This is a genomic window from Komagataeibacter xylinus (assembly GCF_004302915.1).
Classification (GTDB): domain Bacteria; phylum Pseudomonadota; class Alphaproteobacteria; order Acetobacterales; family Acetobacteraceae; genus Komagataeibacter; species Komagataeibacter xylinus_C.
Genome location: NZ_QQBI01000016.1, coordinates 38,686 through 65,225, shown reverse-complemented (window position 1 = coordinate 65,225; position 26,540 = coordinate 38,686). Strand labels below are relative to the sequence as shown.

Annotated in this window: 21 protein-coding genes; 17 read left to right on the top strand and 4 right to left on the bottom strand. The window is 66.5% G+C overall.

Features of this window, described 5'->3' with window-relative positions:
• Nucleotides 1-169: 169 nt before the first annotated feature.
• The 7 genes from DV027_RS10605 (at nucleotide 170) to DV027_RS10575 (ending at nucleotide 6,196) form a co-directional block, all read left to right on the top strand.
• Nucleotides 170-913 (top strand): TlyA family RNA methyltransferase, encoded by a 744-nt coding sequence (locus tag DV027_RS10605; protein WP_130731766.1) that lies wholly within the window; start codon nucleotides 170-172, stop codon nucleotides 911-913.
• Between the two features lie 105 nt (nucleotides 914-1,018).
• Nucleotides 1,019-2,260: a dual-specificity RNA methyltransferase RlmN gene (gene rlmN / locus DV027_RS10600; protein WP_130731765.1), complete on the top strand. Its 1,242-nt coding sequence runs from the start codon at nucleotides 1,019-1,021 to the stop codon at nucleotides 2,258-2,260.
• Between the two features lie 114 nt (nucleotides 2,261-2,374).
• Nucleotides 2,375-3,604, top strand: a complete 1,230-nt coding sequence (locus tag DV027_RS10595; RefSeq protein ID WP_061271663.1) for an argininosuccinate synthase — start codon at nucleotides 2,375-2,377, stop codon at nucleotides 3,602-3,604.
• Between the two features lie 47 nt (nucleotides 3,605-3,651).
• Nucleotides 3,652-4,149 carry an FKBP-type peptidyl-prolyl cis-trans isomerase gene (locus DV027_RS10590; RefSeq protein ID WP_130731764.1) on the top strand — a complete coding sequence of 166 codons (498 nt, stop codon included), beginning with the start codon at nucleotides 3,652-3,654 and terminating at the stop codon, nucleotides 4,147-4,149.
• 73 nt (nucleotides 4,150-4,222) lie between these two features.
• Nucleotides 4,223-4,711: a c-type cytochrome gene (locus DV027_RS10585; protein WP_130731763.1), complete on the top strand. Its 489-nt coding sequence runs from the start codon at nucleotides 4,223-4,225 to the stop codon at nucleotides 4,709-4,711.
• A 48-nt stretch (nucleotides 4,712-4,759) separates the two neighbouring features.
• A complete protein-coding gene (gene trpS, locus DV027_RS10580; RefSeq protein WP_130731762.1) occupies nucleotides 4,760-5,755 on the top strand; it encodes a tryptophan--tRNA ligase in 996 nt (331 codons plus the stop codon).
• Between the two features lie 21 nt (nucleotides 5,756-5,776).
• A complete protein-coding gene (locus DV027_RS10575; RefSeq protein ID WP_130731761.1) occupies nucleotides 5,777-6,196 on the top strand; it encodes a secondary thiamine-phosphate synthase enzyme YjbQ in 420 nt (139 codons plus the stop codon).
• Nucleotides 6,197-6,318: 122 nt separating this feature from the next.
• On the opposite strand, the gene fghA is transcribed toward DV027_RS10575, so the two are convergent.
• Nucleotides 6,319-7,173, bottom strand: coding sequence for an S-formylglutathione hydrolase (gene fghA, locus DV027_RS10570; RefSeq protein ID WP_130731760.1), 855 nt, complete (start codon nucleotides 7,171-7,173; stop codon nucleotides 6,319-6,321).
• 3 nt (nucleotides 7,174-7,176) lie between these two features.
• Nucleotides 7,177-8,292: an S-(hydroxymethyl)glutathione dehydrogenase/class III alcohol dehydrogenase gene (locus tag DV027_RS10565; protein WP_130731759.1), complete on the bottom strand. Its 1,116-nt coding sequence runs from the start codon at nucleotides 8,290-8,292 to the stop codon at nucleotides 7,177-7,179.
• Between the two features lie 237 nt (nucleotides 8,293-8,529).
• Here DV027_RS10565 and DV027_RS10560 point away from each other — a divergent pair, with 237 nt between their 5' ends.
• From DV027_RS10560 to DV027_RS10550, 3 genes are all read left to right on the top strand, one after another.
• A complete protein-coding gene (locus DV027_RS10560) occupies nucleotides 8,530-9,405 on the top strand; it encodes a bestrophin family protein (protein ID WP_165399167.1) in 876 nt (291 codons plus the stop codon).
• Nucleotides 9,406-9,462: 57 nt separating this feature from the next.
• The gene (locus DV027_RS10555) at nucleotides 9,463-10,059 is read left to right on the top strand and encodes a CarD family transcriptional regulator (protein WP_078524182.1); all 597 of its coding nucleotides are present in this window, start codon (nucleotides 9,463-9,465) and stop codon (nucleotides 10,057-10,059) included.
• Nucleotides 10,060-10,198: 139 nt separating this feature from the next.
• Nucleotides 10,199-10,510 carry a hypothetical protein gene (locus DV027_RS10550; protein WP_130731758.1) on the top strand — a complete coding sequence of 104 codons (312 nt, stop codon included), beginning with the start codon at nucleotides 10,199-10,201 and terminating at the stop codon, nucleotides 10,508-10,510.
• 62 nt (nucleotides 10,511-10,572) lie between these two features.
• Here DV027_RS10550 and DV027_RS10545 read toward each other — a convergent pair whose 3' ends face one another.
• Both DV027_RS10545 and DV027_RS10540 read right to left on the bottom strand, forming a co-directional pair.
• On the bottom strand, nucleotides 10,573-14,775 hold the full coding sequence (locus tag DV027_RS10545; RefSeq protein ID WP_130731757.1) for a translocation/assembly module TamB domain-containing protein: 4,203 nt from the start codon (nucleotides 14,773-14,775) through the stop codon (nucleotides 10,573-10,575).
• Nucleotides 14,775-16,721 carry an autotransporter assembly complex protein TamA gene (locus DV027_RS10540; protein WP_130731774.1) on the bottom strand — a complete coding sequence of 649 codons (1,947 nt, stop codon included), beginning with the start codon at nucleotides 16,719-16,721 and terminating at the stop codon, nucleotides 14,775-14,777. Before DV027_RS10540 ends, DV027_RS10545 begins: the two co-directional genes overlap by 1 nt.
• Before the next feature lie 287 nt (nucleotides 16,722-17,008).
• Between DV027_RS10540 and DV027_RS18080 the strand changes: the two genes are divergently transcribed.
• The 7 genes from DV027_RS18080 (at nucleotide 17,009) to DV027_RS10510 (ending at nucleotide 26,446) form a co-directional block, all read left to right on the top strand.
• Nucleotides 17,009-17,131 carry a hypothetical protein gene (locus DV027_RS18080; RefSeq protein ID WP_255210374.1) on the top strand — a complete coding sequence of 41 codons (123 nt, stop codon included), beginning with the start codon at nucleotides 17,009-17,011 and terminating at the stop codon, nucleotides 17,129-17,131.
• 3 nt (nucleotides 17,132-17,134) lie between these two features.
• Nucleotides 17,135-18,541, top strand: coding sequence for a tRNA (N6-isopentenyl adenosine(37)-C2)-methylthiotransferase MiaB (miaB, locus tag DV027_RS10535; protein ID WP_130731756.1), 1,407 nt, complete (start codon nucleotides 17,135-17,137; stop codon nucleotides 18,539-18,541).
• Nucleotides 18,542-18,630: 89 nt separating this feature from the next.
• Nucleotides 18,631-19,692, top strand: coding sequence for a PhoH family protein (locus DV027_RS10530; protein ID WP_130731772.1), 1,062 nt, complete (start codon nucleotides 18,631-18,633; stop codon nucleotides 19,690-19,692).
• Between the two features lie 43 nt (nucleotides 19,693-19,735).
• Complete coding sequence (gene ybeY / locus DV027_RS10525) at nucleotides 19,736-20,239, top strand: rRNA maturation RNase YbeY (protein WP_130731773.1); 504 nt, start codon at nucleotides 19,736-19,738, stop codon at nucleotides 20,237-20,239.
• Entirely contained in the window at nucleotides 20,236-21,153 is a 918-nt protein-coding gene (locus DV027_RS10520; RefSeq protein ID WP_130731755.1) for a hemolysin family protein, read from the top strand. Before ybeY ends, DV027_RS10520 begins: the two co-directional genes overlap by 4 nt.
• Before the next feature lie 131 nt (nucleotides 21,154-21,284).
• Nucleotides 21,285-21,908, top strand: a complete 624-nt coding sequence (locus DV027_RS10515) for a thioredoxin domain-containing protein (protein ID WP_130731754.1) — start codon at nucleotides 21,285-21,287, stop codon at nucleotides 21,906-21,908.
• Between the two features lie 2 nt (nucleotides 21,909-21,910).
• On the top strand, nucleotides 21,911-26,446 hold the full coding sequence (locus DV027_RS10510) for an AAA family ATPase (protein ID WP_130731753.1): 4,536 nt from the start codon (nucleotides 21,911-21,913) through the stop codon (nucleotides 26,444-26,446).
• Nucleotides 26,447-26,540: the final 94 nt, after the last annotated feature.

The following is a 26,540-nucleotide window of genomic DNA, read 5'->3' as shown; positions in this document are numbered from 1 at the left end:
GCCCCATGACCCTGCCCGACCGCTTCATCGACCATAACAGCCAGGAGGCCCAGTACCATGAGGCCGGGCTGGATGCGCCCGCCATCGTGGCGACCGCGCTTTCGGCGCTTGGCGTGCCGCAGTCACGGCAGATGGCCTGAGCCGCGGGCCGGTCGGGGTAGCACCGCTCATGGCAAAACGGCGCGTTGACCAGATGCTGGTGGACCGGGGGCTGGTGGAAAGCCGCACCCGGGCGCAGGCGCTCATCATGGCGGGGCTGGTCTATACATCTGACCGGCGCATTGCCAAGGCGGGCGACCAGTTGCCCGAGGATGCGCCGCTTGCGCTCAAGGGGCAGGACCACCCGTGGGTCTCGCGCGGGGGGATCAAGCTGGCGCATGGGCTGGAGCATTTTGGCCTCTCGCCTGCCGGCCTGACCTGCCTTGACGTGGGGGCCTCGACCGGCGGCTTTACCGACGTGCTGCTGCATGAAGGGGCCAGGAAGGTCTATGCGGTCGATGTCGGCCACGGCCAGCTTGCGTGGAAGCTGCGCTCGAACACCGGGCAGGTCGTGGTGCTGGAAAAATGCAATGCCCGCGCGCTCGATGCCACGATCATCCCCGACCCGATTGATGCGCTGGTTTGCGATGCCAGCTTTATCGGCCTGCGCACGGTGCTGCCCGCAGGGCTTGACCTGTGCGTGCCCGGTGCGTGGGCCATTGCGCTGATCAAGCCGCAATTCGAGGCCGGGCGCGATGCGGTTGGCCCCAAGGGCGTGGTGCGCGACCCGGCGGTGCATGAGGCCGTATGCACGATGATACGCGACTGGTGGGCGGACCTGCCGGGCTGGAGCGTTCTGGGCTTTGATGCCAGCCCCATTACCGGGCCGGAAGGCAACCGCGAATTCCTGATCGCGGCCCGCAAGGACGGCTGATCGGCAGTCGCATCCACGGCCCCGGATGTGATACACAGGCCCCGAGAGCGGCATGCAACGCCCCTCCCCTTACGCATGACATGAAAAAACAGAGGCAGCACCGGTATGTCCGCAGCCCCCGCAACTTCTCCTTCCCGGTTACGCGACGGGACGGCGGCCTCGCTCCTTGATGATGCGGAGCGCACGCGCATCCGGGCCAAATCCGCCCAGTTCGCGCCGCCCACCGCAGCCCTGCCCGATGGCAGGCGCGACCTTGTGGGCCTGTCACGTGAGGAACTGACCGAGATCATGGTCGAGATTGGCGAAAAGCCATTCCGCACCAAGCAGCTATGGCACTGGATCTACCATCAGGGCGCCACCGATTTCTCGCGCATGAGTTCGATTGCCCGCCCCCTGCAGGAGAAGCTGGCCGAACGCTTCATCGTAGGCCGCCCCGGCGTGGTGACGGAGCAGACCTCGCAGGATTCCACGCGCAAATTCCTCTTCCGCTTCCGTGACGGGCAGGAGGCAGAAACGGTCTACATCCCCGACCGGCAGGAAGACCGCGGGGCGGTGTGCATTTCCTCGCAGGTGGGCTGCACGCTGTCATGCACCTTCTGCCATACCGGCACGCAGGCGCTGGTGCGCAACCTTGGTGCTGCCGAGATCGTGGGCCAGTTCATGGCGGCACGTGACAGCTATGGCGAATGGCCCAGCCCCAAGGGGGATACGCCGCGCCTGCTGTCCACCATCGTGCTGATGGGCATGGGCGAGCCGCTGTACAATTACGACAACGTGGCCAAGGCCATGCGCATCATCATGGATGGCGAGGGCATTGGCCTTTCGCGCCGGCGCATCACGCTTTCCACATCCGGCGTTGTGCCGATGATGGACCAGTGCGGCGCCGAGCTTGGCATTAACCTGGCCGTGTCGCTCCATGCCGTGCGCGATGACCTGCGCGACGAGATCGTGCCGCTCAACCGCAAATACCCCATCAGGGAAGTCATTGCCGCCTGCCGCCGCTACCCCGCCGCCAGCAATGCACGGCGCATCACGTTTGAATACATCATGCTGCGCGGCATCAATGACAGCGAGGCCGATGCGCGTGAACTCGTGCGGCTGATCTCGGGCATTCCGGCCAAGGTCAACCTCATTCCGTTCAACCCGTGGCCGGGCAGCAGCTACAAACCCTCGACGCGCGAGCAGCTTGAAAAGTTTGCAAATATCGTGATGGATGCGGGCTTCGCCTCGCCCATCCGCATGCCGCGCGGGCGCGACATCCTTGCCGCATGCGGGCAGCTGCGCACCGAAAGCCAGCGCCTGCGCCGGGCCGCCCGGCCTGAAGGTGCCCCCGATCCGGTGGAATGACGTAAAAATCCGCCTTTCGCTTCTGGTCGCCCGCAGCGTGGGGTGCTAGGAGGGCAGGCCGCCGGTTTTCCCGGCAAAGTATTGTCCAAGTTTTGTCGACAGGAGCGTTCTCCCATGGCCGCCAAGGATGTCAAAAAGGTCGTTCTCGCGTATTCGGGCGGTCTTGATACTTCCGTGATTCTGCGCTGGCTGCAGACCACCTATAACTGTGAAGTCGTGACCTTCACCGCCGATCTCGGCCAGGGCGAGGAGCTTGAGCCCGCCCGCCGCAAGGCCGAGATGTTTGGCGTGAAGGAAATTTTTGTCGAGGACCTGCGCGAGACCTTCGTCAAGGATTTCGTCTTCCCCATGTTCCGCGCCAATGCGCTGTATGAGGGGCAGTACCTGCTGGGCACCTCCATCGCCCGCCCGCTGATCGCCCAGCGCCAGATCGAGATTGCCGAGCAGGTCGGCGCCGATGCCGTGGCCCATGGCGCCACCGGCAAGGGCAACGACCAGGTGCGCTTCGAGCTGGCCTATTACGCGCTCAAGCCCGACATCACCGTGATTGCGCCGTGGCGTGAATGGGACCTGACCTCGCGCACGCGCCTGCTTTCCTTTGCCGAGGAGCACCAGATCCCCATCGCCAGGGACAAGCGCGGCGAGGCCCCCTTCTCGGTCGATGCGAACCTGCTGCACTCCTCATCCGAAGGCAAGCTGCTCGAGGACCCGGCGGTCGGCCCCGATGAGATCGTGTTCCAGCGCACCATCTCGCCCGAGGCAGCGCCGGACAAGGCGACCGAGATCACCATCGATTTCGTATCCGGCGACCCGGTAGCCATCAACGGCGTGGCCATGTCGCCCGCAACGCTGCTCACGCGCCTGAACGAACTGGGCCGTGACAACGGCATCGGCCGCCTCGACCTGGTGGAAAACCGCTTCGTGGGCATGAAGTCGCGCGGCATTTACGAAACGCCGGGCGGCACGATCCTGCTGACCGCGCACCGCAGCATCGAGAGCATCACGCTCGACCGCGAGGCCATGCACCTCAAGGACAGCCTGATGCCGCGCTATGCCGAGGTGATCTATAACGGCCTGTGGTTCTCGCCCGAGCGGCACATGCTGCAGGCGCTGATCGACCGCAGCCAGCACTCCGTCAGCGGTCGCGTGCGGCTCAAGCTGTACAAGGGCAACGTGATCTGCGTGGGCCGTGAAAGCCCCAACAGCCTGTATGACACCCGCGTCGTCACCTTCGAGGATGACCAGGGTGCCTACAACCAGGCCGATGCGCAGGGCTTCATCAAGCTCAACGCGCTGCGCCTGCGCCTTGGCGCCAAGATCGGCCGCCGTGGCGGCGCGCTCTGAGCGCCTGCGTTCCCTCCTTCATCCCTTCAACAGCCTGCCGAGGTGTCATGAAACGCTTTTCCCGTGTCATTCCCCTTCTTGCCGCAGCCGTGGTGGCCCTGCCGCTTGCGGCCTGTGGCGGCGGAAACAAGGATGACCAGCCGGAACTGACCCCGGCGCAGTTCATGGACAACGTGCGCAAGCAGCCCGGTGTCCAGACGCTGCCTGACGGGCTGGCCTACAAGGTGCTCCAGTCCGGCCCGAAGGATGGTGCGCAGCCCACCATCAATGACAGCGTGATGGTGATCTATGAAGGCCGCCTGCCCGATGGCGGCATCTTTGACAGCTCCGACCAGCATGGCCACGGCGCGTATATGCAGATGCCGCTGGAAATGGTGATCAAGGGCTGGCAGGAAGCCGTGCCCAAGATGCATGTGGGCGATACGTGGATGCTGTACGTGCCGCCCGAGCTTGGCTATGGCCACAAGTCGATGGGCATCATCCAGCCTGATAGCCCGCTGATTTTCAAGATCCAGCTGCTTGGCGTCTCGCCCGGCGGCCGTTAAGCCCTGAAAGAGCCATTCATCCGCCGGGTGGGTGGCTCTTTTCACATGACGGTACAGGAACCGGACAACCAACATGGGTATTGCAACCGGGCGCGTGGCGTCCGTACTGCGCGGGGGCTGCCTGCTTGCGTGCGTGGCACTGCTGGGCGCCTGCACGCGCCACGGGCAGGAAGGCTATGCGCGCTACCGCACCAATTGCGGCATCTGCCACCACGGCGGTGAAGGGCTGAAGGGCGAGATCCCGCCCATAACCGGCCGCGTGGACAGGATCGCCACCTCGCCCGAGGGCAGGCAGTACCTCATGCATGTGTTGCTGAACGGGCTCAATGGCCCGCTGAAGATCGATGGCGTGCCCTACAACTTCTTCATGCCGTCTTTCCGCGCCCATCTGTCAGATGAGGAGATCGCCTCCATCCTGAGCTATCTGGCCACGCGCGGCGACACAAAGCCTGCCCCGGTCTTTACCGCAGCCGAGGTGGCCCGTGAGCGCACCCACCCCCTGAGCAGCAGCCTGGTGGCGGATGAACGCCGCCGCCTTGATGCGATCCACCCCCTGCCCTGACAACCGCGCACCTTGACCGCCGCGGGCAAAAAAACGGAAAATACCTTTATGCAACGCCTGTTTTCCGGCATTCAGCCGACCGGTATCCCGCAGCTTGGCAATTACCTGGGCGCGATACGCAACTGGGTTGCGCTCCAGCGCGACCATGAGTGCCTTTTCTGCCTGGTGGACATGCACGCCATCACCACATGGCAGGACCCCGCGACCCTGCGCCAGCAGACACTGGCGCAGACCGCCGTGCTGCTGGCCTCGGGCATTGATGCGCAGAAGCATATCCTGTTCAACCAATCCGCTGTCAGCGCGCATGCCCGGCTGGGGTGGATCTTCAACTGTGTCGCGCGCCTGGGCTGGCTCAACCGCATGACCCAGTTCAAGGACAAGGCAGGCAAGGACCGCGAGAAGCATTCCGCCGGGCTTTACGTCTATCCCGACCTCATGGCGGCCGACATCCTGGCCTACAAGGCCACCGCCGTGCCGGTGGGCGAGGACCAGAAGCAGCACCTTGAACTGACCAACGACATTGCCCAGAAATTCAACCATGATTACGGGGTGGAATTCTTCCCGCAGGTTGAGGCCCTCATCCCGCCGCAGGGCGCGCGCGTGATGAGCCTGCGCGACGGCACCAAGAAAATGTCCAAATCCGATCCCTCCGCCCAGAGCCGGATCGAGATGACGGATGACGCCGATGCCATTGCAAACAAGATCAAGCGCGCCAAAAGCGATTCCGAGGCCCTGCCATCGGAGGAGGCCGGCCTTGAAAACCGGCCCGAGGCCCGCAATCTGGTAACCATCTACGCCACGCTCGCCGGAGTTGCGACGGCGGATGTGCTCCGGCAGTTTGGCGGCCAGGGTTTTGGCCCGTTCAAGGCGGCGCTGACCGAGGTGGTGGTGGGTGCGGTCTGCCCCATCGCCACCGAGACGCAGCGCCTGCTCAGGGAACCCGGCTTTCTGTGCGACACCCTGCGCGAAGGTGCCAACCGCGCCCGCGTCATTGCCGATCCCATCGTATCGGAAGCCGAAGCGCTGATCGGCTTCCTGAAATAACCCCGGAAGGAACCACGCCCCATGCGCCAGGAACTGCACAGCCTTCAGGTGAGCACGCATGGCAAGGGGCTGGTTCCGCTCGACCGGCCGGTGCTGGCATGGGTGCGGCAGAGCGGCATCGAAACCGGCCTGCTCACCCTGTGGTGCCGCCATACCTCCGCCTCGCTATGCGTGCAGGAAAATGCCGACCCGACCGTGCGCACGGACATCGAGCGGTATTTCGAGGCGCTGGTGCCCGAGCAGCCCGGCCGTTACATCCATGATGATGAAGGCCCGGATGACATGCCCGCCCACCTGCGGGCCATGCTCACCAACACGCAGCTTTCCATTCCCGTGGCCAGTGGCAGGCCGGTGCTGGGTACATGGCAGGGATTATACCTGTTCGAGCACCGCGCCCGCCCCCACCGGCGCGAGATCGTGCTGCACCTGATGGGTGAATGACCAGAAAGTTTCTGGTGAAGCTTTTTTCAAGCAGCTTCAGGAGAAAGCTGCCTTTTTGAAAAAAGGCAGCACCCGAAAACTTTTATCAACGCATTGTTTTCAAAACAATCATGCAGACCCGGTTACGTCGCATCCAGGATCGTGGCGTGATGCCTGATATGCTCCGCGATGAAGGACTGGATGAACCAGTAGGAGTGGTCATACCCCGCATGCTCGCGCAGTTGCAGCGCCTGCCCCGCAGCCCCCGCCGCCACGCGCAGCAGGTCGGGCCGGAGCTGGTTGTGCAGGAACTGGTCCGCGGCACCCTGGTCGATCAGGATTGACGTGGGGTGGGTGTGGCCTGCCTCGAGCAGGAGCGTCGCATCATGCCGCGCCCAGGCCTTGCGATCGGGGCCAAGATAGGCGGCAAACGCCTTCTCGCCCCACGGCACGATGGCCGGGTGGCAGATCGGCGCGAAGGCCGAGACGGACTTCCATGCCTTTGGCGCCGTGAGCGCATGCACCAGCGCGCCATGCCCGCCCATGGAGTGGCCCATGATGCCACGCCGCGCGCCATCAACGGCAAAATGGTCCTGCACCAGTTGCGGCAGTTCCGTATCGATATAGCTGCTCATGCGGTAATGCGCCCGCCATGCGGGCGTGGTGGCATCAAGGTAGAACCCGGCCCCGGTGCCAAGGTCGTATGTCTCGTCCTCGCCCGGCACGGCGGCCCCGCGTGGCGAGGTATCGGGAGCGACCAGCGCCAGCCCGTGATGGGCGGCAAAGCGCACCGCATTGGATTTGATGAGGAAGGTCTCCTGCGTGCAGGTCAACCCCGCCAGCACGAACAGCACCGGCACCTTCTCGCCCGCCAGCGCACGGGCGGGCAGGAACACGCCAAAACGCGCCTCCAGCCCCAGCGTGGTGGAGGGATGGCTGTAAAAACCGACCCGGCCGCCGCAGCTTGCATGTTCCTCAATGGTTGTGATCGTGCCCATGGATCAGAACTCCACGACCGTGCGGATGCTTTCGCCCTTGGCCATCATGTCAAAGCCCTCATTGATGCGCTCGAGTGGCAGCCTGTGGGTGATCAGGCTGTCAATGTCGATGCGGTTTTCCATAAACCAGTCCACGATGCGCGGCACGTCGGTGCGCCCGCGCGCGCCGCCAAAGGCCGAGCCGATCCACCGCCGCCCGGTCACGAGCTGGAAGGGGCGCGTGCTGATCTGCTGCCCCGCGCCCGCAACACCGATGATGGTGGAAACCCCCCAGCCCCGATGGGCGCATTCCAGCGCCTGGCGCATGAGCGTGGGGTTGCCCACGCATTCGAACGAGTAATCCACCCCGCCGCCGGTCATCTCCACGATATGGCCGACAAGGTCGCCATCGGGGCCGAGATCCTTGGGGTTGATGAAATCGGTCATGCCGAATTTGCGGCCAATGGCCTCGCGCCCGGGGTTGATGTCGATGCCGATGATCCGCTCGGCGCCCACCATCTTCGCCCCCTGGATCACGTTCAGCCCGATGCCGCCCAGACCGAACACGGCCACCGTGGCCCCGGCCTCGACCTTGGCGGTAAACAGCACGGCGCCGATGCCGGTGGTCACACCGCAGCCAATGTAGAACACCTTGTCAAACGGGGCATCGGGGCGGATCTTGGCGAGTGCGATCTCGGGCAGCACGGTAAAGTTGGCGAAGGTGGAGCAGCCCATGTAGTGATGGATCGGCTGCCCTTTGAACGAAAAGCGCGACGTGCCATCGGGCATCAGCCCCTTGCCCTGTGTCGTGCGGATGGCCGTGCACAGATTGGTCTTGCGCGAGAGGCAGGACTTACACTCCCGGCATTCCGGCGTGTAGAGCGGGATCACATGATCACCGGGCCTGAGGTGGCGCACGCCGGGGCCGACCTCACGCACGATCCCCGCCCCTTCATGGCCCAGAATGGCGGGGAACAGCCCCTCCGGGTCAGCGCCGGAGAGGGTGAACTTGTCGGTATGGCACAGGCCGGTGGCCATGATTTCCACCAGCACCTCGCCCTCACGCGGGCCTTCGAGCTGCACGGTCTCGATTTCAAGCGGTTTGCCAGCCTCGAAGGCTACGGCGGCCCTTACATCCATTGACCAGTCTTTCCTTGCATGCGTTGCAGGCTCCAGGGCCCGTACATCTTCGCAACGATTAAGGGCATCGGGGCGGGGCGCGTCAATGTTGCCCGGTCAGGAAAACATTAAGCTCTTTAAGTGACAAATGATGCCACGCACCATGCCACGCTGCCATGCCTGCCGCGCGATGTGATAAGCGCGGGAAAGGGGCTGGCAACGGCACCCTGCTTTTTTCAACCGTTCCGGGAACGCCATATGGTCATCAATCGCAAAATCGGCTTGTGGATCCTCATGCGCGAGAGCCTGCTCTCGCTCATGCTGCTGTGCGCGTGGGATGTGGTCGTGGTTGTGATGTTCCAGATCTTCCATCAGGAATGGATGGAGCAGCCCACCCTGCCCATATCGCTCATCGGCTCGGCGCTGGTACTGTTCATGAGCTTTCGCAACAACACCGCCTATAACCGCTGGTGGGAGGGGCGCACCCTGTGGGGGGCCGTGACCAATAACAGCCGCTCCTTTGCCCGGCAGGCGGGCACCATCCTGCGCGGCTGCCCCGACCTGGCCTGCGCCATGGCCGCCTATCCCTACGCCCTGCGCAGCGCGCTGGGCCGGCTTGATGACATGGATGACGTGCTGCGCCTTCTGCCTGATTCCATGAAGCCGGGCATTGAAGGCCGCGCCAACATCCCTGCCGCCATCCTGTTCCAGATCGGGCTGCGGGTGGAGGCGGAATGCCGCGCGATGGATATCGATGGCGCGCTGCAGGGCCAGATCGACCGCATCCTGTCGGACATGAGCAACGCGCAGGGCGGGCTCGAGCGCATCCGCAACACGCCGCTGGCCATCCAGTTCTCGGTGCTGCCCAAGGTGGTGGCGGCGGTGTTCTGCATCATCCTGCCACTTTCCATGGTGCAGACGCTGGGGTGGATCACGCCGCTCGGCTCATCACTCGTCGGGCTCCTGTTCGTGGCCCTCGACAAGATCGGCAGCGACCTGCAGGACCCCTTTGGCGCGACACCGCACGGCATGCCGATGCTGACCATATCGCGCACCATCGAGATCGACCTCATGCAGTCCTGCGGGTTGCCCGCACCACCCCCGCTGGCACCCGTCAGGGGCATTCAGGGCTGAAGCCGTGCCGTGCAAGCGCCTCAAGACAGCAGGCGCAATTTATGCTATAGGGCGGACATGAGCATGTTCAGAACCACCCAGAAGGGCACTGTGACCGATGCCATGGCGCGGACCGCCGCCGCGACCACGGCAGCCGAGGCCAAGTCCAGCACGGCTGTAAAAGATGAAGATCCGTTCCGCGAAGGCGATGCCATCGTCTATGCCGCGCATGGCGTGGGCCGCGTTGACCGGATCGGGGTCGACGAGATCGCGGGCACGAAGCTGGAGATGATCCAGATCTCGTTCCCCGGCAACCAGATGACGCTGCGCATCCCGCTCTCGAAGGCGCGCAAGTCGGGCCTGCGCAAGATCGTCTCGCGCGAGATCGTGGACAAGGCGATGGCCATCATCAAGGGCAAGCCCCATGTCAGCCGTGGCATGTGGGCGCGCCGCGCGGTGGCCTACCAGGAAAAGATCAATTCCGGCGACCTCGTGCAGATTGCCGAAGTGCTGCGCGACCTGCGCCGCAATGTCGACAGCCTTGATGGCAGCTTCAGCGAGCGCAAGCTGTTCGAGGCCGCACAGGAACGCTTCGTGGCCGAAGTGGCCGTGCTGGAAGGCAAGGAGCCGACCGAAGTACTGGAAAACCTGACCGAGGTGATGAAGGCGGCCTGATCCCGCCCCTTCCCCACCCAACCGACAAGACACCGCTGGCCCCCGTGCCAGCGGTTTTGCTATGGGCGCTGACACATGGCCCGGTACGGAACAAAAGACGCAGGGCCTCCGGCTACCATGACAGGCAGGGATGGAAATAATGGCCGGAAAATTCTTTAGCCGCGATGCAATCATCGATACGCGCCGCAACCTCGACCGCATGAATGCCATCCAGAAACGGCAGGGCCCCGTGCCTTACCACACCCACCTCATTACCTGCGGCTGCCCGGACCCCATATGCGGCGGGGCCTATCCCCGCGTTGATGACACGCGCCTCCTGCCCACGGCGCAACAGGCTGGACAGACCCTGCTTGCCCACAGGAACCGGCGCAAGGCCCGCCTCAAGCGCTTCAACAAAGCCAGGCTCGCACGGATGCGCGCTGAAGCGGCAACGCCGCCAGCCCACACCTAGCCTGATGAAACAGGGCGTGTCCTGCCGGCAAATGCCGCCTGCCCCGCCCCTGACGTGACGCTTCAGTATTTGAACTGGTAAAGCAGGCCGATACTGCTGCCCGGATCATTTTCCGGCGTGGTGAAGCCGGTCACGTTGCCGCCCGTGCCCACGGTGGTGTTGATCTTGAGCCGCTTGGTCAGGTCAACCTGCACCTGCGCCTGCGTGCCTGAACCCGACGTGGCCTGCTTGGCCCCCACATACACCCCGCGCATGACATATTTGCCCGCCTCGATGGCCCCGGTATCGTTGCCGCCCGAGCCATTGGAGGAACTGCTCATCTGCAACCGGTCCAGATGCAGCGTCTTGCGCACCATGCCCAGCGGGTCAAAGGCGGACCCACCGCTGATACTGGCCACCGCAGCGGCGATGGAGGCCATCTGCGTGGGCGAGAGCGACTGCGTATCGGTGCCGAACAGCAGGATGGCCAGGATCTGGTCCTGCGAGAGCGGCGGCGAGGACGAGAACGTGATCTTGGGCGCGCTGGCATAGCCGCCCACGTTCAGCCGGGCGGTGCCATCATTGGTGCTGCGCTCGGCCACGAAATCCAGCGTCGGGTCGATGGCATGCGTCACCCCCACGCCATTGAAGCCCACCTGCCCCTTGCTGAAGTCGAGCGAGATGCCGCCAAGCGAGAACCCACCCTTCACCAGCGAGAACGCCCCCGTCATCACCGGCGCGGTTGCGGTGCCGCCTGCGTGGATATGGCCGTGCATTTCGGTGTTCAGCCCATGCCCGCGCACATAGAACTGCCCCGGCGAGGTCACATCCAGCCCCAGCCCGATCACCATCGGGGTGGATTTGACGATTTTTTCCTGGTTTTTCTCATCCTCGGGCCGGATCACATCCAGATGCGCGACCGAGGTGGGCAGGGAATCGGGAATGTTGATGTCCACCCGCTTGAGCGTGATGTTGCCGGTGGCGTCGATCCGGCTGGCAAGCTGGCCTTTCACGTCAAGGTCGCCATTGAGTGTTGCGGTAATCAGGTCGCTGGCCAGCGGGCGGGCACTGTCGGCATGCACGTGCAGGTCGATCGGCTGGCCGGGCTGGAGCACGCCATAACTGCCCGAGGCCGCTATGCTGCCCTTGCCAGCTTGCGCGGTGAGCGTTGCAATGACCAGCCTGTCACCCAGGGCGTTGACCGTGCCCTGCATGGATGAAAGCTGTATGCCCTCGCCAAAGTCATGGAACAGGCCATTGCTCAGGCTGAGCGTGCCATTGAGCCGGGGCTGGGCGGGAGTGCCGCGCACGCCCAGCGCCACCTGTAGGTTGCCCCCCGCCTGCATGCCCTGCGCGCCCAGATAGGCATTGGCCACCGCAAGGTCCACCTTGCCATCGGCCTGCAGGGTGATCTGCCCGGCCTTGTTGACCGGCGCCGTGCCATGCAGGCCCAGATTGACCTGCGGCCCCGCCTCGATCTGGGCATCCACCCGCGCCATGCCTGCATTGAGGTTGGCCGTGGCCTCGATCGACGCGGGCGCGAGCGAGGATGTATAATCGGTATGGTATCTGAGGTCCGTGCCGCGCAGGCTGACCTTGCCCGTGGGGCTGGCGGGCGTGCCGGTCAGCCGGGCCTCGGCCGAGAGCTGGCCCTGCGCGTGCAGCGTGGGCACGAAGGGGGCCAGCAGGTCGGGCGAGAGGCGGTTGATCGCCACGTGCAGGTCAAGCGCCGGGCTGACCTTGCCGCTGGCCTCGATACTGCCCGCCTGCCCACGCGGCGGCGTCAAGCTCACGCGCAGGTGGTCGAGCGCGATCTCCTTGCCATACCCCACGCTCACCGGCCCATCGAGGCGCACCTGCTCGCCGCGTGCCTGCGCCACGAGGCGGCGCACGCTCACCGACTGCCCGCTGATATTGGCCACCAGCGCCGTGTCCAGCGAGGCGGGGCCGGTCCAGGGCGTATCGAGCGTGGATTGCGCGTTCACATCCAGCGCCGCAAGCGGCCCCTTGGCCGTAACATGCGCCCGCCCCCCCATATCGCGGAAATGGGCGTTATCCACCGCAAGGTCGAGGTCGGTCGTGGGGGCATCGCCCGTGGGGTCGAGCACGTGGCCCCTGAGCACGACCCGGTCGATGCGGGCGATGGCGGCATTGAGCGCGCCATCGACATTCACCGCCAGTGCGGCAGGCGCCGTGGCCGTGGCGCTGGTGGTGCGCGCGGTAGCCGCGACATGGCCGCTGATGTCCTGCCCGGTCAGGTCATGCAGGTCGGCCAGGCGGGTCATGTGCAGGTCAAGCATGCCGGTTGGCACCTTGTGGCCATCGGGCAGCGTCATGTCCGCCGTGCCGCCAAGGCTCTTCCAGCCCAGCTGGGCAATCTGCAGGTGGCGGCTGTTATCGGCATTGCTGTCGAGATGGGCGCTGACCTGTATGGGTGCCCGGTCCACCGTGCCGGATATGGCAAGCTCCCCCTGCCTGACCTGTGGCAGGTGCGCCATGGTCAGGCTGGCCTGCACGTCACCCGCCGCCGTGTTGCTTGCCGCGATGCTGGCCTGGGTTTTCAGGCTGGCCATGAGGTCATTGACCGGGCCCGCCGCATGCAGGTCGGCCTGCATGTGCCCCTTGAGCGTGGGCGCCAGCACATGCAGGTCCGACAGGGCCAGATGCGCCGTGGCATCCACATTGAGCGGCGTACCGGTTACGATCTGGCTCGGCGTGGCATCAAGCTGCAGGGTGCGGCCCTGTACCTGCAACGTGGTGAAGCGGATCGTATTGCCTCCCTTCCCGCCCGGCGTCATGGTGCCCGCAACGCTCACATGCCCCTTGTCGCCCACAAGCCCGACAGCCACCGGCAGGCCGCCATCAAGCACGATCCGGCTCTCGAGGCCGAACTGCCCGTCCTGCCCCTTTGCGGGCAGGCTCACGCTGCCATCCAGGCCCGCATGGCCATGCAGGTCCGTACCACCCGCCGCTGCCAGCGGGGCAAGGTCGGGCAGGTCGGCATGGAAGGTGGCTGTAATGGGCTGCGTGGTGGTGGCCTGCCCGGTCACCTGCGCCAGCGGGTGCGCCAGCGACAGCGTGACCGGCCCCTTTGGCGCATCGGGCCGCCACATGACATCAAGTTTCAGCGGATCGGCAGCGAACAGCATGGGCTGGCTGCCCGGAATGCGCAGCCCCGTCACGGTGGCATGCACCGCCGCATGTTCCGGCTGGCCCGCAACCGGAGCACTCAGCCCATCGGCCACCAGATGCAGGTTGGTGAAGCTGGTGTCGTTATAGGTCAGGCGGTCGATGTCGAGCGTGCCGTTGCCCGTGGGGCGGTCCAGCGTGCCGCCCAGATGGGTGGCGAGGTCGGCACCCTGCCAGCCCGTGCCGCCAGTCGCCGTTACAGCGCCGCTATGGGCCGCGACATCAAGCGCCATGTGGTGATCGAGCAGCCCGAGCTGGCCATGCGCGCTGGCATGAATGCCGCCCGTAGCCAGCGCAAGCGCGAGTTGCGTGTTATCACGCGGGCCATGCAGCCCCAGCGAGAGGTCAAGTGGTGCCAGGGCGGGTACGTGGCTGAGCGTGGCGAGGAAGCCGTCCTCCCCTTCGCTGGCGTGCAGGTCCAGCGCCACGTCTGCCTTGCCCAGCCTGGTGACAAGATCGAGGCTGCCGGGATGATCGAGCCGGGTCAGCTTCAGCGCGATATCGGCCGGCGGCAGGGTCGCGATCGAGAAATGATCGAGCACCGGGGCGATATCGGCCAGGCTGGCATGGCCGCCCAGGCTGAAGGCGGCGGGAACCTGCGCCAGGGCCGCGCCCACATCAATCCGCGCCACATGCACTTCCTTGATGTTGACACCCATGTGGATGCTGCCGCCCGAGGGCTGTTCAGGCTTTGGCGGGTGGGCGGGGTCATCCTCGCTCAGGCGCGGAATGGCCAGCCGCGCCATGGACAGGTTGCTGATGACCGCCTGCCGCGTGAGCAGCCGCAGGGGCGACCAGTCAAGCTGGAGGTCATCGATCGACAGCCACGCGCCCCTGTAGTCATCAAGTTCAAGATGCTGGACATGCAGCGCATCGGGAAAGCGCCCCCCCAGCCCCGACAGGTGCACGCTGCCCCCGGTCAGGCCGGGCAGGCGGCGCTCGATCTCGCGCTGGCCCGCCCCGGTATTGGCCGCCACCAGCACCATGGCCAGTGCCGCGGCCACCAGCCCGAAAGGAATGCCCAGCGCCAGCGCGCAGGCGCGCGCAATGCGCCGCCCCGTGCGCGGCGGGGGGGAGGATGGCGTGTCTTGCGGCATCAGAATGTCTCCCCCAGGCCCACGTACAGCTCCCACTTGTCGCCTTTGGCGGGGCGGTTGAGGGGCACCGCCACATCCAGCCGCACCGGGCCGATGGGCGTGTAGTAGCGCGCCCCGGCCCCCGCACCCACGCGCACCGTGCCCTGGAAGGGCGTGCGGTCCGCCGTGACCTGGCCTGCATCGATAAAGCCCACCGCGCCGAATTTCTGCAATATGCGCTGGCGGTATTCAAATGACCCCGCATCCATCGACGTGCCGCCAATGGCGTAGCGCGTATTGGCAAATTGCGGGCCAACGCCCTGGTAGCGGAAGCCGCGCACCGTGGCCGAGCCACCGGCGTATAGCCGCTGGTCAGGCGGGATGGCGAAGGTCGAGGCCCCTTCCACATTGCCGATGGTGCCGCGAAACGCCAGCACGCTGCGGCCAGGACGGCTCAGGCCAAGATGCTTGAGGTCGAAATAGGTCGAGACCGTGGCCTGCATGATGGCGAAGAACGAGGTGCCGTCGGTCAACGAGGCGGAGGGCGTGATGCTGGCCCCCACGCGCACGCCATGGGTGGCAGGCGTGATGGGGTTGTCCACGCCCGTGCCGTCGTAATTGGCGGTGAGCGGCACCGAGAGGATGAAGTAGCTGCTGGTGGTGCGCATCTGCTCGATCTGTTCCTGCTCGATCTGGCCGCCGAACGACACGTTCCAGTGCCGGTTGACGTGGCGCACGATGCCTATGCGCGCGAGCAGCGCGGTCTGGCGGTAGGAATAGAGTTCCTGCTTGATGCCTTCGATGCGGGCACTCAGGTTCTGCTGGCGCGAGCCGAAATCGGGCTTCATCAGGTCGGCATAGAAATCATAGCCCAGCCCCTGCTCCGCCGAGCCGCCAAGCCCGGTGATGAGCGCGGTGAGCCGCAGCCGCTCGGCATTGCCGAACAGGTTGTTATGCGTCCATGTCACGCCCGCGCGGCCACCGAGATCGGTTGAATACCCGCCCTCCGCCCCCACGCTGTGGCGCTTGCCTTCATGAAAGCCGAAATCGAGCGGCATGGAGCCATCAGGGGCCAGCGTATCCCCATGATTGACCTGCACATCGGAAAACAGCCCCGTCGAGGCGATGTCCTGCCGGGCGCGCTCGATGCGCGAGGGCTGGTACAGCTCGCCCGGCGCAATGGTCAGCCTGCGCGCGATATAGGCCGGGTGCGTGCGCTGCAGCCCGCCAAAGGCGAAGGCGCCAAGGTTCACCACAGGGCCGCGATGCACGGTATAGGCAATGTCGAGCGTATGGGTGGCGGGGCGCAGCCAGGCCTGCGGGGTGCTGACATGGGCCAGCGCGTAGCCTTCCTCCGTCAGGGCGGTCTGGAGGCTCGCCGCCGCCGTCAGCACGGCCTCGGCCTGCGCGGCTGCGCCCGGCTTCATGCCGAAGGCCGCCGCCTCGGTGGCGTTGAGATGAATGGGGCCATCCCCCTTGTCGGGGTTGAGCGTGACCGTGCCGATGCGAAACAGCGGGCCGGTCGTGGCCGCGATGCTCACCTGCGCCTTGTGGCCCGCGGGCAGCGCCTGCATCCATTCCGGCAGGTCGGGGTCGCGCCCGTCCTGCCCGCCATCGGCGGGCGTGGCGCCCTTGTGGCTGCCATCGCTTATGGTGATGGTAATGCTGCCCGCGTAGTAGCCATAGCTTTCAAGCGCGCTGATCAGGCGGGAATAGTCGTTATGGATGCGCCCGGTCAGGGCAAAGGGGCTGACGGCCTGCGTTTTCTGGAGCGAAAGCAGGTCGGAAGATGCCCTGAGCGCTGCATCAAGGTCGGCATTGCCGGTGGGGCGGATGGTTGTGGTGTAGTCCTGCGGGTCAGCCGCAAAAGCCGCTGGCAGCCCCGGCAGGAAAACCGTCATGACCGCGAACAGGCTGACATAACCGGCCCCGCGCCGCGCACTGGCTGCCAGGCGGAGATGACGCAATCCTGTCAAACGGTGCTGCCCCTGTTGCTGTCTGCTTTCATGCGGTCAGTTGCCCACAGGGTCTTGTCTGCCATTCCCGCCGTGCATGATCAAACCGATATTAACGCCCTGCCCTTAATAAGTTCCGAATTTGTCGCATTGAAGGGCAAAACGGGCCAGAGATGTTGCAAACTATCTCCACGCCCGCGTTCCTGACTTGACATACCCCCTGTTCCGGCGCGCATGATCGGGTTGAATCGGGCAAGGGGGCCGCGCCCGGCACCCCACCCTTCGCACCAGGAGCGTTGATGGGCAGACCATGTGTTCCCGGCTTTATCGGCGGCAAGCCTCTTGACCGCGCGCAGGCAAGGCCCGATGTCTTGCCCCCGTTGCGCGGGCGCGTGCCCGCGATGATGCCTGAGGATACCTGACCCGTGAACAGCCTGTCTCCCCGCCCCGGCGTGGCCACGCCACAAGCCAGCACGTCATCCACCAGGGGGCTTCATGTCATAACATGGGGCTGCCAGATGAACGTGTATGACAGCGAGCGGATGTCCGATGTGCTGCGCCCGCTGGGCTACCGGGCCGTGAGCACGCCGGATGCGGCTGACATGATCATCCTCAACACCTGCCACATCCGCGACCGCGCGGCCGAGAAAGTGTTCTCCGAACTCGGCCGCCTGCGCAAGGTCAAGGAGGCGCGCGCCGAACAGGGCGCGGCCACCGTGCTCGCGGTGGCGGGCTGCGTGGCCCAGGCGGAGGGCAAGGAAATCCTGGCCCGCGCGCCCTATGTCGATATCGTGCTGGGCCCCCAGACCTACCACCGCCTGCCCGAGATGGTGGCGCGTGCCGCCCGTGCGGCAGGGGCGGTGATCGAGACCGACTTCCCCGTGGAGCAGAAATTCGATTTCCTGCCCGCTGACCGCGCGGCCCCCGCGGGTGGTTCCGCCTTCCTCACCATTCAGGAAGGGTGCGACAAATTCTGCTCCTTCTGCGTCGTGCCCTACACGCGCGGGGCGGAAAGCAGTCGGCCCGCGCAGGCCGTGATCGATGAGGCCCGCAGGCTCGTGGCAGGCGGCGTGCGCGAGATCACCCTGCTTGGCCAGAACGTGAATGCCTATCATGGCGAGGGGCCGGATGGCCGCACATGGGGCCTTGCCCGCCTCGCCCGCGTGCTGGCCGGTGAGCTGGGCATCGAACGCATCCGCTACACCACGTCGCACCCGCGCGACATGGAGGATGACCTGATCGCAGCCCACCGCGACCTGCCGCAGCTCATGCCGTTCCTGCACCTGCCGGTGCAGTCCGGCTCCGACCGGGTGCTCGCGGCCATGAACCGGGGCCACACGGCTGATGATTACCGCACGCTCGTGGCCCGCCTGCGCGAGGCGCGGCCCGATCTTGCCCTGTCGTCTGATTTCATCGTGGGCCATCCCGGCGAGACGGATGCCGATTTTGCCGACACGATGCGCCTGATCGATGAAATCGGCTTCGCGCAGGCCTATTCCTTCAAGTATTCCTCCCGGCCCGGCACGCCCGCCGCGGGCGCCGGCATGCACGTGCCCGAGGATGTGAAGGATGCCCGCCTGCAGGAACTCCAGGCCATGCTGCGCGTGCAGCAGGATGCATTCAATGATGCAACCATAGGCCAGGTGGTGCCCGTGCTCTTTACGGGGCGGGGGCGCAAGCCGGGTCAGGTTTCGGGCAAGAGCCCATGGCTGCAGGCCGTGAGCATCGAAGGCCCGGACAGCCTGATCGGCCAGATCGCCAATGTGGATATCCGCCACAGGTACACCAACTCGCTGGGTGGTGTCCTGACAGAGGAGACAGACAGGGCTTGAGAGAACAGACACAATCCACGCTCCACGCCCCCCGTCGCAGCGGCGGGCGGCGTACCCCCGGTGGCACGGCCGCGGCCAATGACCGCACCGTGACCATGCAGTTTGAAGATAACGTGCTGCTCGCACAGCTTGTGGGTGACCATGACCGCCACCTGCTGCATCTTGAACGTGGATTTGATGTCCGGCTGGCGTGCCGGGGCAACCGCATCGCCATTTCGGGTGCGGCCCGGCGGGTGGAACTGACACAGGCCACGCTGACCGAACTCTACCGCCGCGCAACGGCGGGGCAGGCAGTCGATACCGCCACCGTCGATACCGCCATCCGGCTGGCCGCCCATGCCTTTTCCGCGCCTGCGCCACGCCCCGTTACGGGAGGACTGCCCCCCATGCCCGAAACCCGCGCCGCCATGCCCGCGCCTGCCCCCACGCTGGCCGACCTGCCCACCATCATGACCCGGCGCGGCCCCGTGGCCCCGCGTTCAGTTGGCCAGGCAGAATACATGGCCATGCTGGCCCGGCAGGAAATGGTGTTCGGCCTCGGGCCGGCCGGCACTGGCAAGACCTACCTTGCCGTAGCCCAGGCGGTCGCCATGCTGCAGGCAGGCCAGGTCGACCGCATCGTGCTGTCGCGCCCTGCGGTGGAAGCCGGCGAGCGGCTGGGCTTCCTGCCCGGCGACCTGAAGGAAAAGATCGACCCCTACCTCCGCCCCCTCTATGACGCCCTGCATGACATGATGCCGGGCGATCAGGTGATCCGGCGCATGGGCACGGGCGAGATCGAGGTGGCGCCGCTGGCCTTCATGCGCGGGCGCACGCTGGCGCACTGTTTTGTCATTCTGGACGAGGCGCAGAACACGACCCCCGCCCAGATGAAGATGTTCCTCACCCGCATGGGTGAAGGCACGCGCATGGTCATTACCGGCGACCTGAGCCAGGTTGACCTGCCGCGTGGCGTGACATCCGGCCTGCGGGAGGCGGTCGATACCCTCGACGGCCTGCCCGGGATCGGCATGATGCGATTTGAATCGCGTGACGTGGTGCGCCACCCGCTGGTGGCGCGTATAGTGGAGGCATACGACCAGCGTGCCGGGGCCGAACGCCGCCCCCACCGCGCCCGGTCGCAGCAGGAGAACGATGAAACCTCGAAGTAGCACAGGCCCTGCCCACAAGGGCGGGGTCGCAGCAGGCCGGGCCATGCAGCCTGACCTGAAGGCCGGGCGCGATGCCCCCGATGTCACGGTGGCGGACAGGCGCTGGAACCGCGCCGTCCGCCACCTTGCCCGCGTGGTTGAGCGCGCGGCAGGCGCCGCCCTCGCTGCCACGGGCTGCCACGGCCCGGTCACGGTGGTGCTGGCCGATGACCGCACGGTGGCCCGCATGAACTGGCGGCATCGTGGGCGCAACAAGCCCACCAATGTCCTCACATTCGAATACCCCGCGGCAGGCGGCGTATGGGGGGGCGACATCATCATCGCCTTCGAGACCGTGGCGCGTGAGGCGCAGGCGGCAGGACGCGACATGGCGGCCCATCTGGCGCATCTGGTTGTGCATGGCGTGCTGCACCTGGCCCAGTATGACCACCACCACCCCGGCGAGGCCCGCGAGATGGAAATGCGCGAGGCCCGCATCCTGTCCGGCCTTGGCGTTGCCAACCCGTGGAAGCCGGGCCGCATGGTAATGCGGGGGGCACGCTCATGAGCCGCCCCGGCACCGATGCCAACGAGGAGCCTCCGTCCGGCTCGCGCGGCAAGGGATTTCTGTCGCTGTTCAGCCGCAGGCGCGCTGAGCCGGGGCTGCGCCATTCCATTGCCGCGCTGGTCAAGGAAGCCGATGACGCGGCGGGGGATGACGCCAATCCCCACGCCTCCGAACTCGACCGGCAGGAGCGCGCGCTCCTGGCCAACGTGCTGCGCCTGCGTGGCATCACGGCCGATGACGTGATGATCCCGCGCGCCGACATCGTGGCGATGCCCGTCGATATCAGCCTCGACGAGGCGCTGGCCATGATGCGGCGGGAAAACCATTCCCGCATGCCGGTCTATCGCGACCAGCTGGATGACATCGTGGGCATGATCCATGTGAAGGACCTGATTGCCTATGTCGGCACATCGGAAGCCTTCCGCATGGAGCCCCTGCTGCGCCAGCCGCTCATGGTGGCCCCGCAGCTGCCCGTGCTCGACCTGCTTTTGCAGATGCGGGTGCGGCATGTGCATCTTGCCCTCGTGATCGACGAGTATGGCGGGATCGATGGCCTCGTCACCATCGAGGACCTGATCGAGACCATCGTAGGCGATATTTCCGACGAGCATGACGAACCGACCGTGAGCATGATGCGCGAACGGCCCGATGGCACGCTTGATGTCGATGCCCGCACCCCTGTTGCCGCCTTTGAGGAAAAAGTCGGCCCCGTACTCACGCGCGAGGAGCGCGAGGCCGAGATCGAGACCGTGGGCGGCCTGGTGTTCCGCCTTGCGGGCCACGTGCCCACGCGCGGCGAGATCGTGACGCATGAAAGCGGCATGGTGTTCCGCATCCTTGATGCGGATGCCCGCCATATCCGCCACGTGCGCGTGCGCCTGCCACCCCGTGAGGCAGCCCCGCAGCAGGCCTGAACGGATGGCGCGCCAGAACGGGCGCGCCATCCGATAAGGGCATGATGGATTTACGCACGCCCCGCACGGCCCTAATACTGATCCCCGCCGGGGCCATGCCCCACCCCTGTCCCCACCGGAGAGTGACCGTAATGCCCATCACACGCCGCACCCTGCTTGCCTTAACCCCCACCCTCATGGCTGGCGGCCTGCTGTCTGGCCGGGCCATGGCGCAGGCGGCGGACCCGCGCCTGTCCATCCGCGCCGTAGGCAACCCGGCGGCCAAGGTGCATGTGGAGGAATTCTTCTCGCTTACCTGCACGCATTGCGCGCGTTTTGCCGCCGAGGTCTTCCCCGAGGTGCGCAGCAAGCTGATCGATACGGATAAGGTGTACTACATTTTCCGTGATTTCCCGCTCGACCAGGTGGCGCTGACCGCCTGCATGGTCGCGCGCACGCTCGCCCCCGAGCGCTATGAGCCGTTCGTGCTCGCACTGCTGTCCAGCCAGGATCGCTGGGCCTTTGGCAAGGAACCGGCGGAATCCGAGGCCGAGATCCAGAAAATGGCCGCCCTTGCCGGCATGTCATCCGACCTGTTCCAGCAGACCATCCATGACGACAAGCTGCGCCATGCCATCATGGATGAGGAAGACCGCGCCCAGGCCCTGTACAAGATCGACGGCACGCCGACCTTCCGCTTTAATGACAAGGAACAGGTGGCGCAGGAACTGACCTACGAGCAGTTTGCCCAGAAGGTTGAAGCGGCGGCCCGCTGAGCATGACCGCCCGTTTCGTCCGGCTGCGCATCGCAGGTTTCAAGAGTTTCGCCGATCCGGTCTCCGTGGAGATCCTGCCTGGCCTGACCGGCATTGTCGGGCCCAACGGGTGCGGCAAGTCCAACGTGGTCGAGGCCCTGCGCTGGGTCATGGGCGAAACCAATGCCCGCGCCCTGCGCGGCGGCGAAATGGATGACCTGATCTTCGCCGGCACCACCGCGCGCGCCGCCCGCAACATGGCGGAAGTAACCCTTACGCTGGAAGGGGCGGCCGAAATCGCCCCCGCCCCCTTTACCGGGCAGGAGGAGCTTCAGGTCTGCCGCCGGGCCGAGCGCGGGGCGGGCAGCGGCTACCGCATCAATGGCCGCACCACGCGCGGGCGCGACGTGCAGACCCTGTTTGCCGATCTGGCCTCCGGTGCGCGTTCATCGGCCATGGTCAGCCAGGGCCGCGTCTCGGCGCTGGTCAATGCCCGCCCCGAGGAACGGCGCACCATTCTGGAGGAAGCAGCCGGCATTACCGGCCTGCATGGCCGCCGCCACGAGGCCGAGCTGAAACTGCGCGCGACCGAGGCCAATCTCGCGCGCGCGGAAGATCTGCGCCTGCAACTCGAATCCCGGCTTGGTGATTTGCACGAGCAGTCCGAACAGGCTTCGCGCTACCGCGAACTCTCGCAGGACCTGCGCGACTCCGAAACCGCCCTGCTGGCGCTGCTGCATGCCCGCGCCCATAACGGCGTGGCCGAGGGCGAGGCCGCCCTGCTCGCCGCGCGCACCGACCTCAGGGCCGCGGAGGAAATGGCCGAGACCGCCGTCCTGACCGATTACGAAGTGACAAAGGCCCTGCCCGCCCTGCGCGAGGCACTCGATACGCGGCGCACAGCACTCGAACGCTTCAAGGTCCGCGCCGAAACCATTGCCGAGGAACTGGCCCGCGCCGAGGCCGCGGCGGAACAGGCGCAGGCCCGCCTTGCCGAATGCGAGGGCGTGCAGGCCGCGGCCCTTGCGCGGCGTGATGACGCCACCCTCATGCTCGGGCAGCTTGAGGCCGAGCGGGCACAGGTCTCGGAACGCCTTTCCGCCCTGCCTGCCCTGCGCGAGGCCACGCAGGCCGAATGCACCGCGCTGGCCCAGGCCATGACCGGGATGGCGGCCCGCGTGGAAGAAGCCACCACCACCGTGCGCGAGGCCGAACTGCAGACAACGCAGGCCCGCGAAGGGCTTGCCACGGCCACCGCCGCGCATGAGCACCTTGCCACCCGGCACGCGGCCCTCGCCACCGAGATCGCGGCTCTTGAAGCCGACATGCCAACGGCCGAATCCATTGCCGACCATGACGGACAGATCACGCAGGCCGAGGCACAGGCCACCCACGCCCTGAGCGCGCGCGAGGCCGCCACCCGCGCCCATGCCGACGCCACGCTACAGGCGGACCTTGCCCGCAACGCCGCAACCGAGAGCCTGCGCGTGCATGCGCAGGCCACGCAGGATGCCGCCACGGCCACCAGCAGGCTCGAAGCCCTTGAGCGCGACGTGGCAACGCTGGGCAACCATGTGCGCAACGCCCGCGCGGACCTTGTGCCCGAGGCCGAGCGCACGCGTCTGGCCCAGGCGGAAACCGAGGCCCGGGTCGCCCTTGATACCCTCCGCGCCGAACGCGCCACGGCAGAGGACGCCCGCGCACAGGCGACACAAGCTGAAATTCAGGCCAATGCCCGCCTGAAGGAAGCCCGCGCCACCCGCGCCACCACCGAGGAAGCCCTGCGCGCTGCCCGGGCCGCCCACAAGCGCGCGCGCGACGAAGTCGATACACTTGCCGCCAGCATGACCCGCCTGCGCGCGCAGGCCGTGCCCGATGAGGCGCTACAGGCGCGCGTGGCCAAACGCGAGGCCGCGACCGCAGCACTGGAAGCCGCCCGCCAGCACATGGCTACAGCCGAGGCCGCCACCGTTGCCGCAACACGGGAAGATGAAGCCTGCGCCGGCCGCCTTGCCGGGGCCCGCGCCAGCCTGTCGGGCCTCGAGGCGGAAGCTGACGGCCTCGCCCGTGCGCTGCATAGCGAGACGCAGGCCGATCCCGCCCGTGGCACGACGCTGGCGGACAGCCTGCATGTGCCCGCGGGGCTGGAAACCGCGCTGGCCGTGGTGCTGTCCGATGGGCTTGAGGCGGTGGTCAAGGGCGTGGCCCCGCGCTCATGGCATGACCTGCCGCCTGCCGCACCCGCGCCCTTTCCGGCTGCGGGCATCGAACCGCTTTCCGCCGTGCTTGAGGCTCCGCCTGCCCTGTCACGCGCGCTGGGTGCGGCTGGGCTGCTGCCTGATGGCATGGATGGCGCCCCCCTTCAGGCCAGCCTGACCCCGGGGCAATGCCTTGTCACCCGCGAGGGCGCGCTCTGGCGGTGGGATGGCTACACGCAGGCCCCCAACCTGCCCGACCGCGCGGCACTGAGGCTCAAGCAGCTCGGCCGCCTGCGCGCCCTGCGCACGGAACGCGAGCAGTTGCGCGCCACGCTCCCGGCGCTGGAACAGGCAGCACAGGCCGCCACAACCACCCGCCAGCAGGCAGGCCAGGCCCTGACAACCGCACGCGACGCCCGCATGGCCGCCGAGAACGCACTGGAAGCCGCCCGCACGGCAGAGGCCGAACTTTCACGCCAGCACGCCACCGTCTCGGCCCAGATCGATACGCTCGCGGTGCAGCAGGCCACGGCCCAGGCCGCCCTGGCGGATACCGAGGCCGCCTGCACCCGCGCCGCAGCGCAGGAAGCCAGCCTGCCCGACCTCGAGCAGCTGGCCCGCGCCCAGCAGGCGGCAACGCAGGCTGCCACGCAGGCACAGGATGCCGAAAAGGCGCTCCGTACCCGCTGCCAGCAGGCTGAAACTACGCTGGAACAGGCCCGCCGCGCCCTGCAGGCCGCCACGACCCGGCATGGCGAGGCGGAAACACGCCTGCAGGCCCTTCTGCCCGAACAGGCCCGGCTGGAAAACGACCGAGACACCGCCAGCACCGCGTTGGCCACCCGGCGCGAACAGCTTGCCGCCCTGCCCGCCCCGGCTGTAGCCGAGGATGCCGCCCGGCAGGCCACCGCAGCCGCGACACAGGCAGGCGAAGCGCTGGAACAGGCCCGTATGGCAGTGGAAAAGGCCACGACCCGGCTGGAGCAGGCCCGCGCCGCACGCACGGCCCTTGAGCAGAAAATGCGCGAGACCGGCGCCCGGCTTGAAGCCCGGCAGGCCCGCATGGCTGACCTGACCGATGGCCTGCGCCAGGCCGAAGCCACCGTTGCCGCCGCCCGCGCCCGCCTTGAGGCCCTGCCTGACCTAAGCGGGCTGGAACACGCGCTGGCCAGCCTGCGTGAACAGGCCGAAAGCCTGCGCGCGCAGGAAACCGAACAGCGCGACGCCCTGGCCCGCCTGCATACGGAAGATGCCACCCTGCGCCAGCGCTTTGAGGCATCCGGACAGGACATGACGCAGTGGACCGCCCGCGTGGAGGCTGCAAGCCTCGAAGCCGAGGCCGCCGGGGCCCGCCTGCACAATGCCCGGGCCGAGCATGAGCGCGTCGCCCCCCAGCCCGTTGCCGTGCGCGAACGGCGCGATGCAATCGCAACCGAACTGGCCCGGCACGAAGCCAGCCACGACGTGGCGATGGTGGAACTGCAACAGGCCGAAACCCGCATGGCGGAAGTGCAGCAGGGCCGCCGCACAGCGGAAGAGGTGCTGACCGCAGCGCGTGAAGCCGTGGTCCGCGCCGAAGGCAGGCGCGAGCAGGCGCAGGTGCTGCTGGCCCAGTTGCAGGCGGACTCGACGCCGCCCGCGGGCGTGGTGCCCACGGACCTGAGCGTGAACGCCGAGACCGGCCTGCGCCGCAAGGTTGCCCGCCTGATCCGCCAGCGCGATGAACTGGGCCCGGTCAACCTGCGGGCCGAACTTGAGGCGCAGGAGGCATCGGGCAAGATCGACACGATCTTGCATGAGCGCGATGAGCTGCAATCGGCCATTGCCCGCCTGCGCGGCATGATCGGGCAGCTCAACCGCGAGGGGCGCGAGCGGCTGATGGCCGTGTTCTCGCAGATCGACCAGCATTTCCAGGCGCTGTTCGCCCGCATGTTCAATGGCGGGCGGGCGCATCTGGGCATGGTGGGCAATGACGACCCGCTTCAGGCCGGGCTGGAAATCTATGCCCAGCCGCCGGGCAAGAAGCTGGCGACACTCTCGCTGCTTTCAGGTGGCGAGCAGGCGCTGACCGCGCTGTCGCTCATCTTCGCGGTATTCCGCTGCAACCCCGCCCCGGTCTGCGTGCTCGATGAGGTTGATGCCCCGCTCGATGATGCCAATGTGGGCCGCTTCTGCGCCCTGCTGGCCGACATGGTGGCCGAAGCGGGCACGCGCTTCCTTGTCGTGACCCACCACCAGCTGACCATGGCGCATATGGACCGCCTGTATGGCGTGACCATGCAGGAGCGCGGGGTCAGCCGCGTGCTGTCGGTTGACCTCGAACGCGCAACCGAAATGGTGGATGCCGAACCCGCCAGATAAAGCATTGATAAGAAATGAAAGTTTTTGGTGAAGCTTTTTCCAAAAAGCTTCGAAAGAAAACGCCGCCTTTTTGAAAAAAGGCGGCACCCAAAAA

Excerpts from the sequence above, each read along its gene's own strand:
- trpS (WP_130731762.1), top strand. The coding sequence starts at position 4,760 with ATGCAACGCCTGTTTTCCGGCATTCAGCCGACCGGTATCCCGCAGCTT.
- DV027_RS10565 (WP_130731759.1), bottom strand. The coding sequence starts at position 8,292 with ATGGATGTAAGGGCCGCCGTAGCCTTCGAGGCTGGCAAACCGCTTGAA.
- DV027_RS10545 (WP_130731757.1), bottom strand. The coding sequence starts at position 14,775 with ATGCCGCAAGACACGCCATCCTCCCCCCCGCCGCGCACGGGGCGGCGC.
- DV027_RS10515 (WP_130731754.1), top strand. The coding sequence starts at position 21,285 with ATGCCCATCACACGCCGCACCCTGCTTGCCTTAACCCCCACCCTCATG.
- DV027_RS10550 (WP_130731758.1), top strand. The coding sequence starts at position 10,199 with ATGGCCGGAAAATTCTTTAGCCGCGATGCAATCATCGATACGCGCCGC.
- DV027_RS10585 (WP_130731763.1), top strand. The coding sequence starts at position 4,223 with ATGGGTATTGCAACCGGGCGCGTGGCGTCCGTACTGCGCGGGGGCTGC.
- DV027_RS10520 (WP_130731755.1), top strand. The coding sequence starts at position 20,236 with ATGAGCCGCCCCGGCACCGATGCCAACGAGGAGCCTCCGTCCGGCTCG.
- rlmN (WP_130731765.1), top strand. The coding sequence starts at position 1,019 with ATGTCCGCAGCCCCCGCAACTTCTCCTTCCCGGTTACGCGACGGGACG.
- DV027_RS10555 (WP_078524182.1), top strand. The coding sequence starts at position 9,463 with ATGAGCATGTTCAGAACCACCCAGAAGGGCACTGTGACCGATGCCATG.
- DV027_RS10595 (WP_061271663.1), top strand. The coding sequence starts at position 2,375 with ATGGCCGCCAAGGATGTCAAAAAGGTCGTTCTCGCGTATTCGGGCGGT.
- DV027_RS10605 (WP_130731766.1), top strand. The coding sequence starts at position 170 with ATGGCAAAACGGCGCGTTGACCAGATGCTGGTGGACCGGGGGCTGGTG.
- DV027_RS18080 (WP_255210374.1), top strand. The coding sequence starts at position 17,009 with ATGGGCAGACCATGTGTTCCCGGCTTTATCGGCGGCAAGCCTCTTGAC.
- ybeY (WP_130731773.1), top strand. The coding sequence starts at position 19,736 with ATGCAGCCTGACCTGAAGGCCGGGCGCGATGCCCCCGATGTCACGGTG.
- DV027_RS10590 (WP_130731764.1), top strand. The coding sequence starts at position 3,652 with ATGAAACGCTTTTCCCGTGTCATTCCCCTTCTTGCCGCAGCCGTGGTG.
- fghA (WP_130731760.1), bottom strand. The coding sequence starts at position 7,173 with ATGGGCACGATCACAACCATTGAGGAACATGCAAGCTGCGGCGGCCGG.
- DV027_RS10560 (WP_165399167.1), top strand. The coding sequence starts at position 8,530 with ATGGTCATCAATCGCAAAATCGGCTTGTGGATCCTCATGCGCGAGAGC.
- DV027_RS10510 (WP_130731753.1), top strand. The coding sequence starts at position 21,911 with ATGACCGCCCGTTTCGTCCGGCTGCGCATCGCAGGTTTCAAGAGTTTC.
- DV027_RS10575 (WP_130731761.1), top strand. The coding sequence starts at position 5,777 with ATGCGCCAGGAACTGCACAGCCTTCAGGTGAGCACGCATGGCAAGGGG.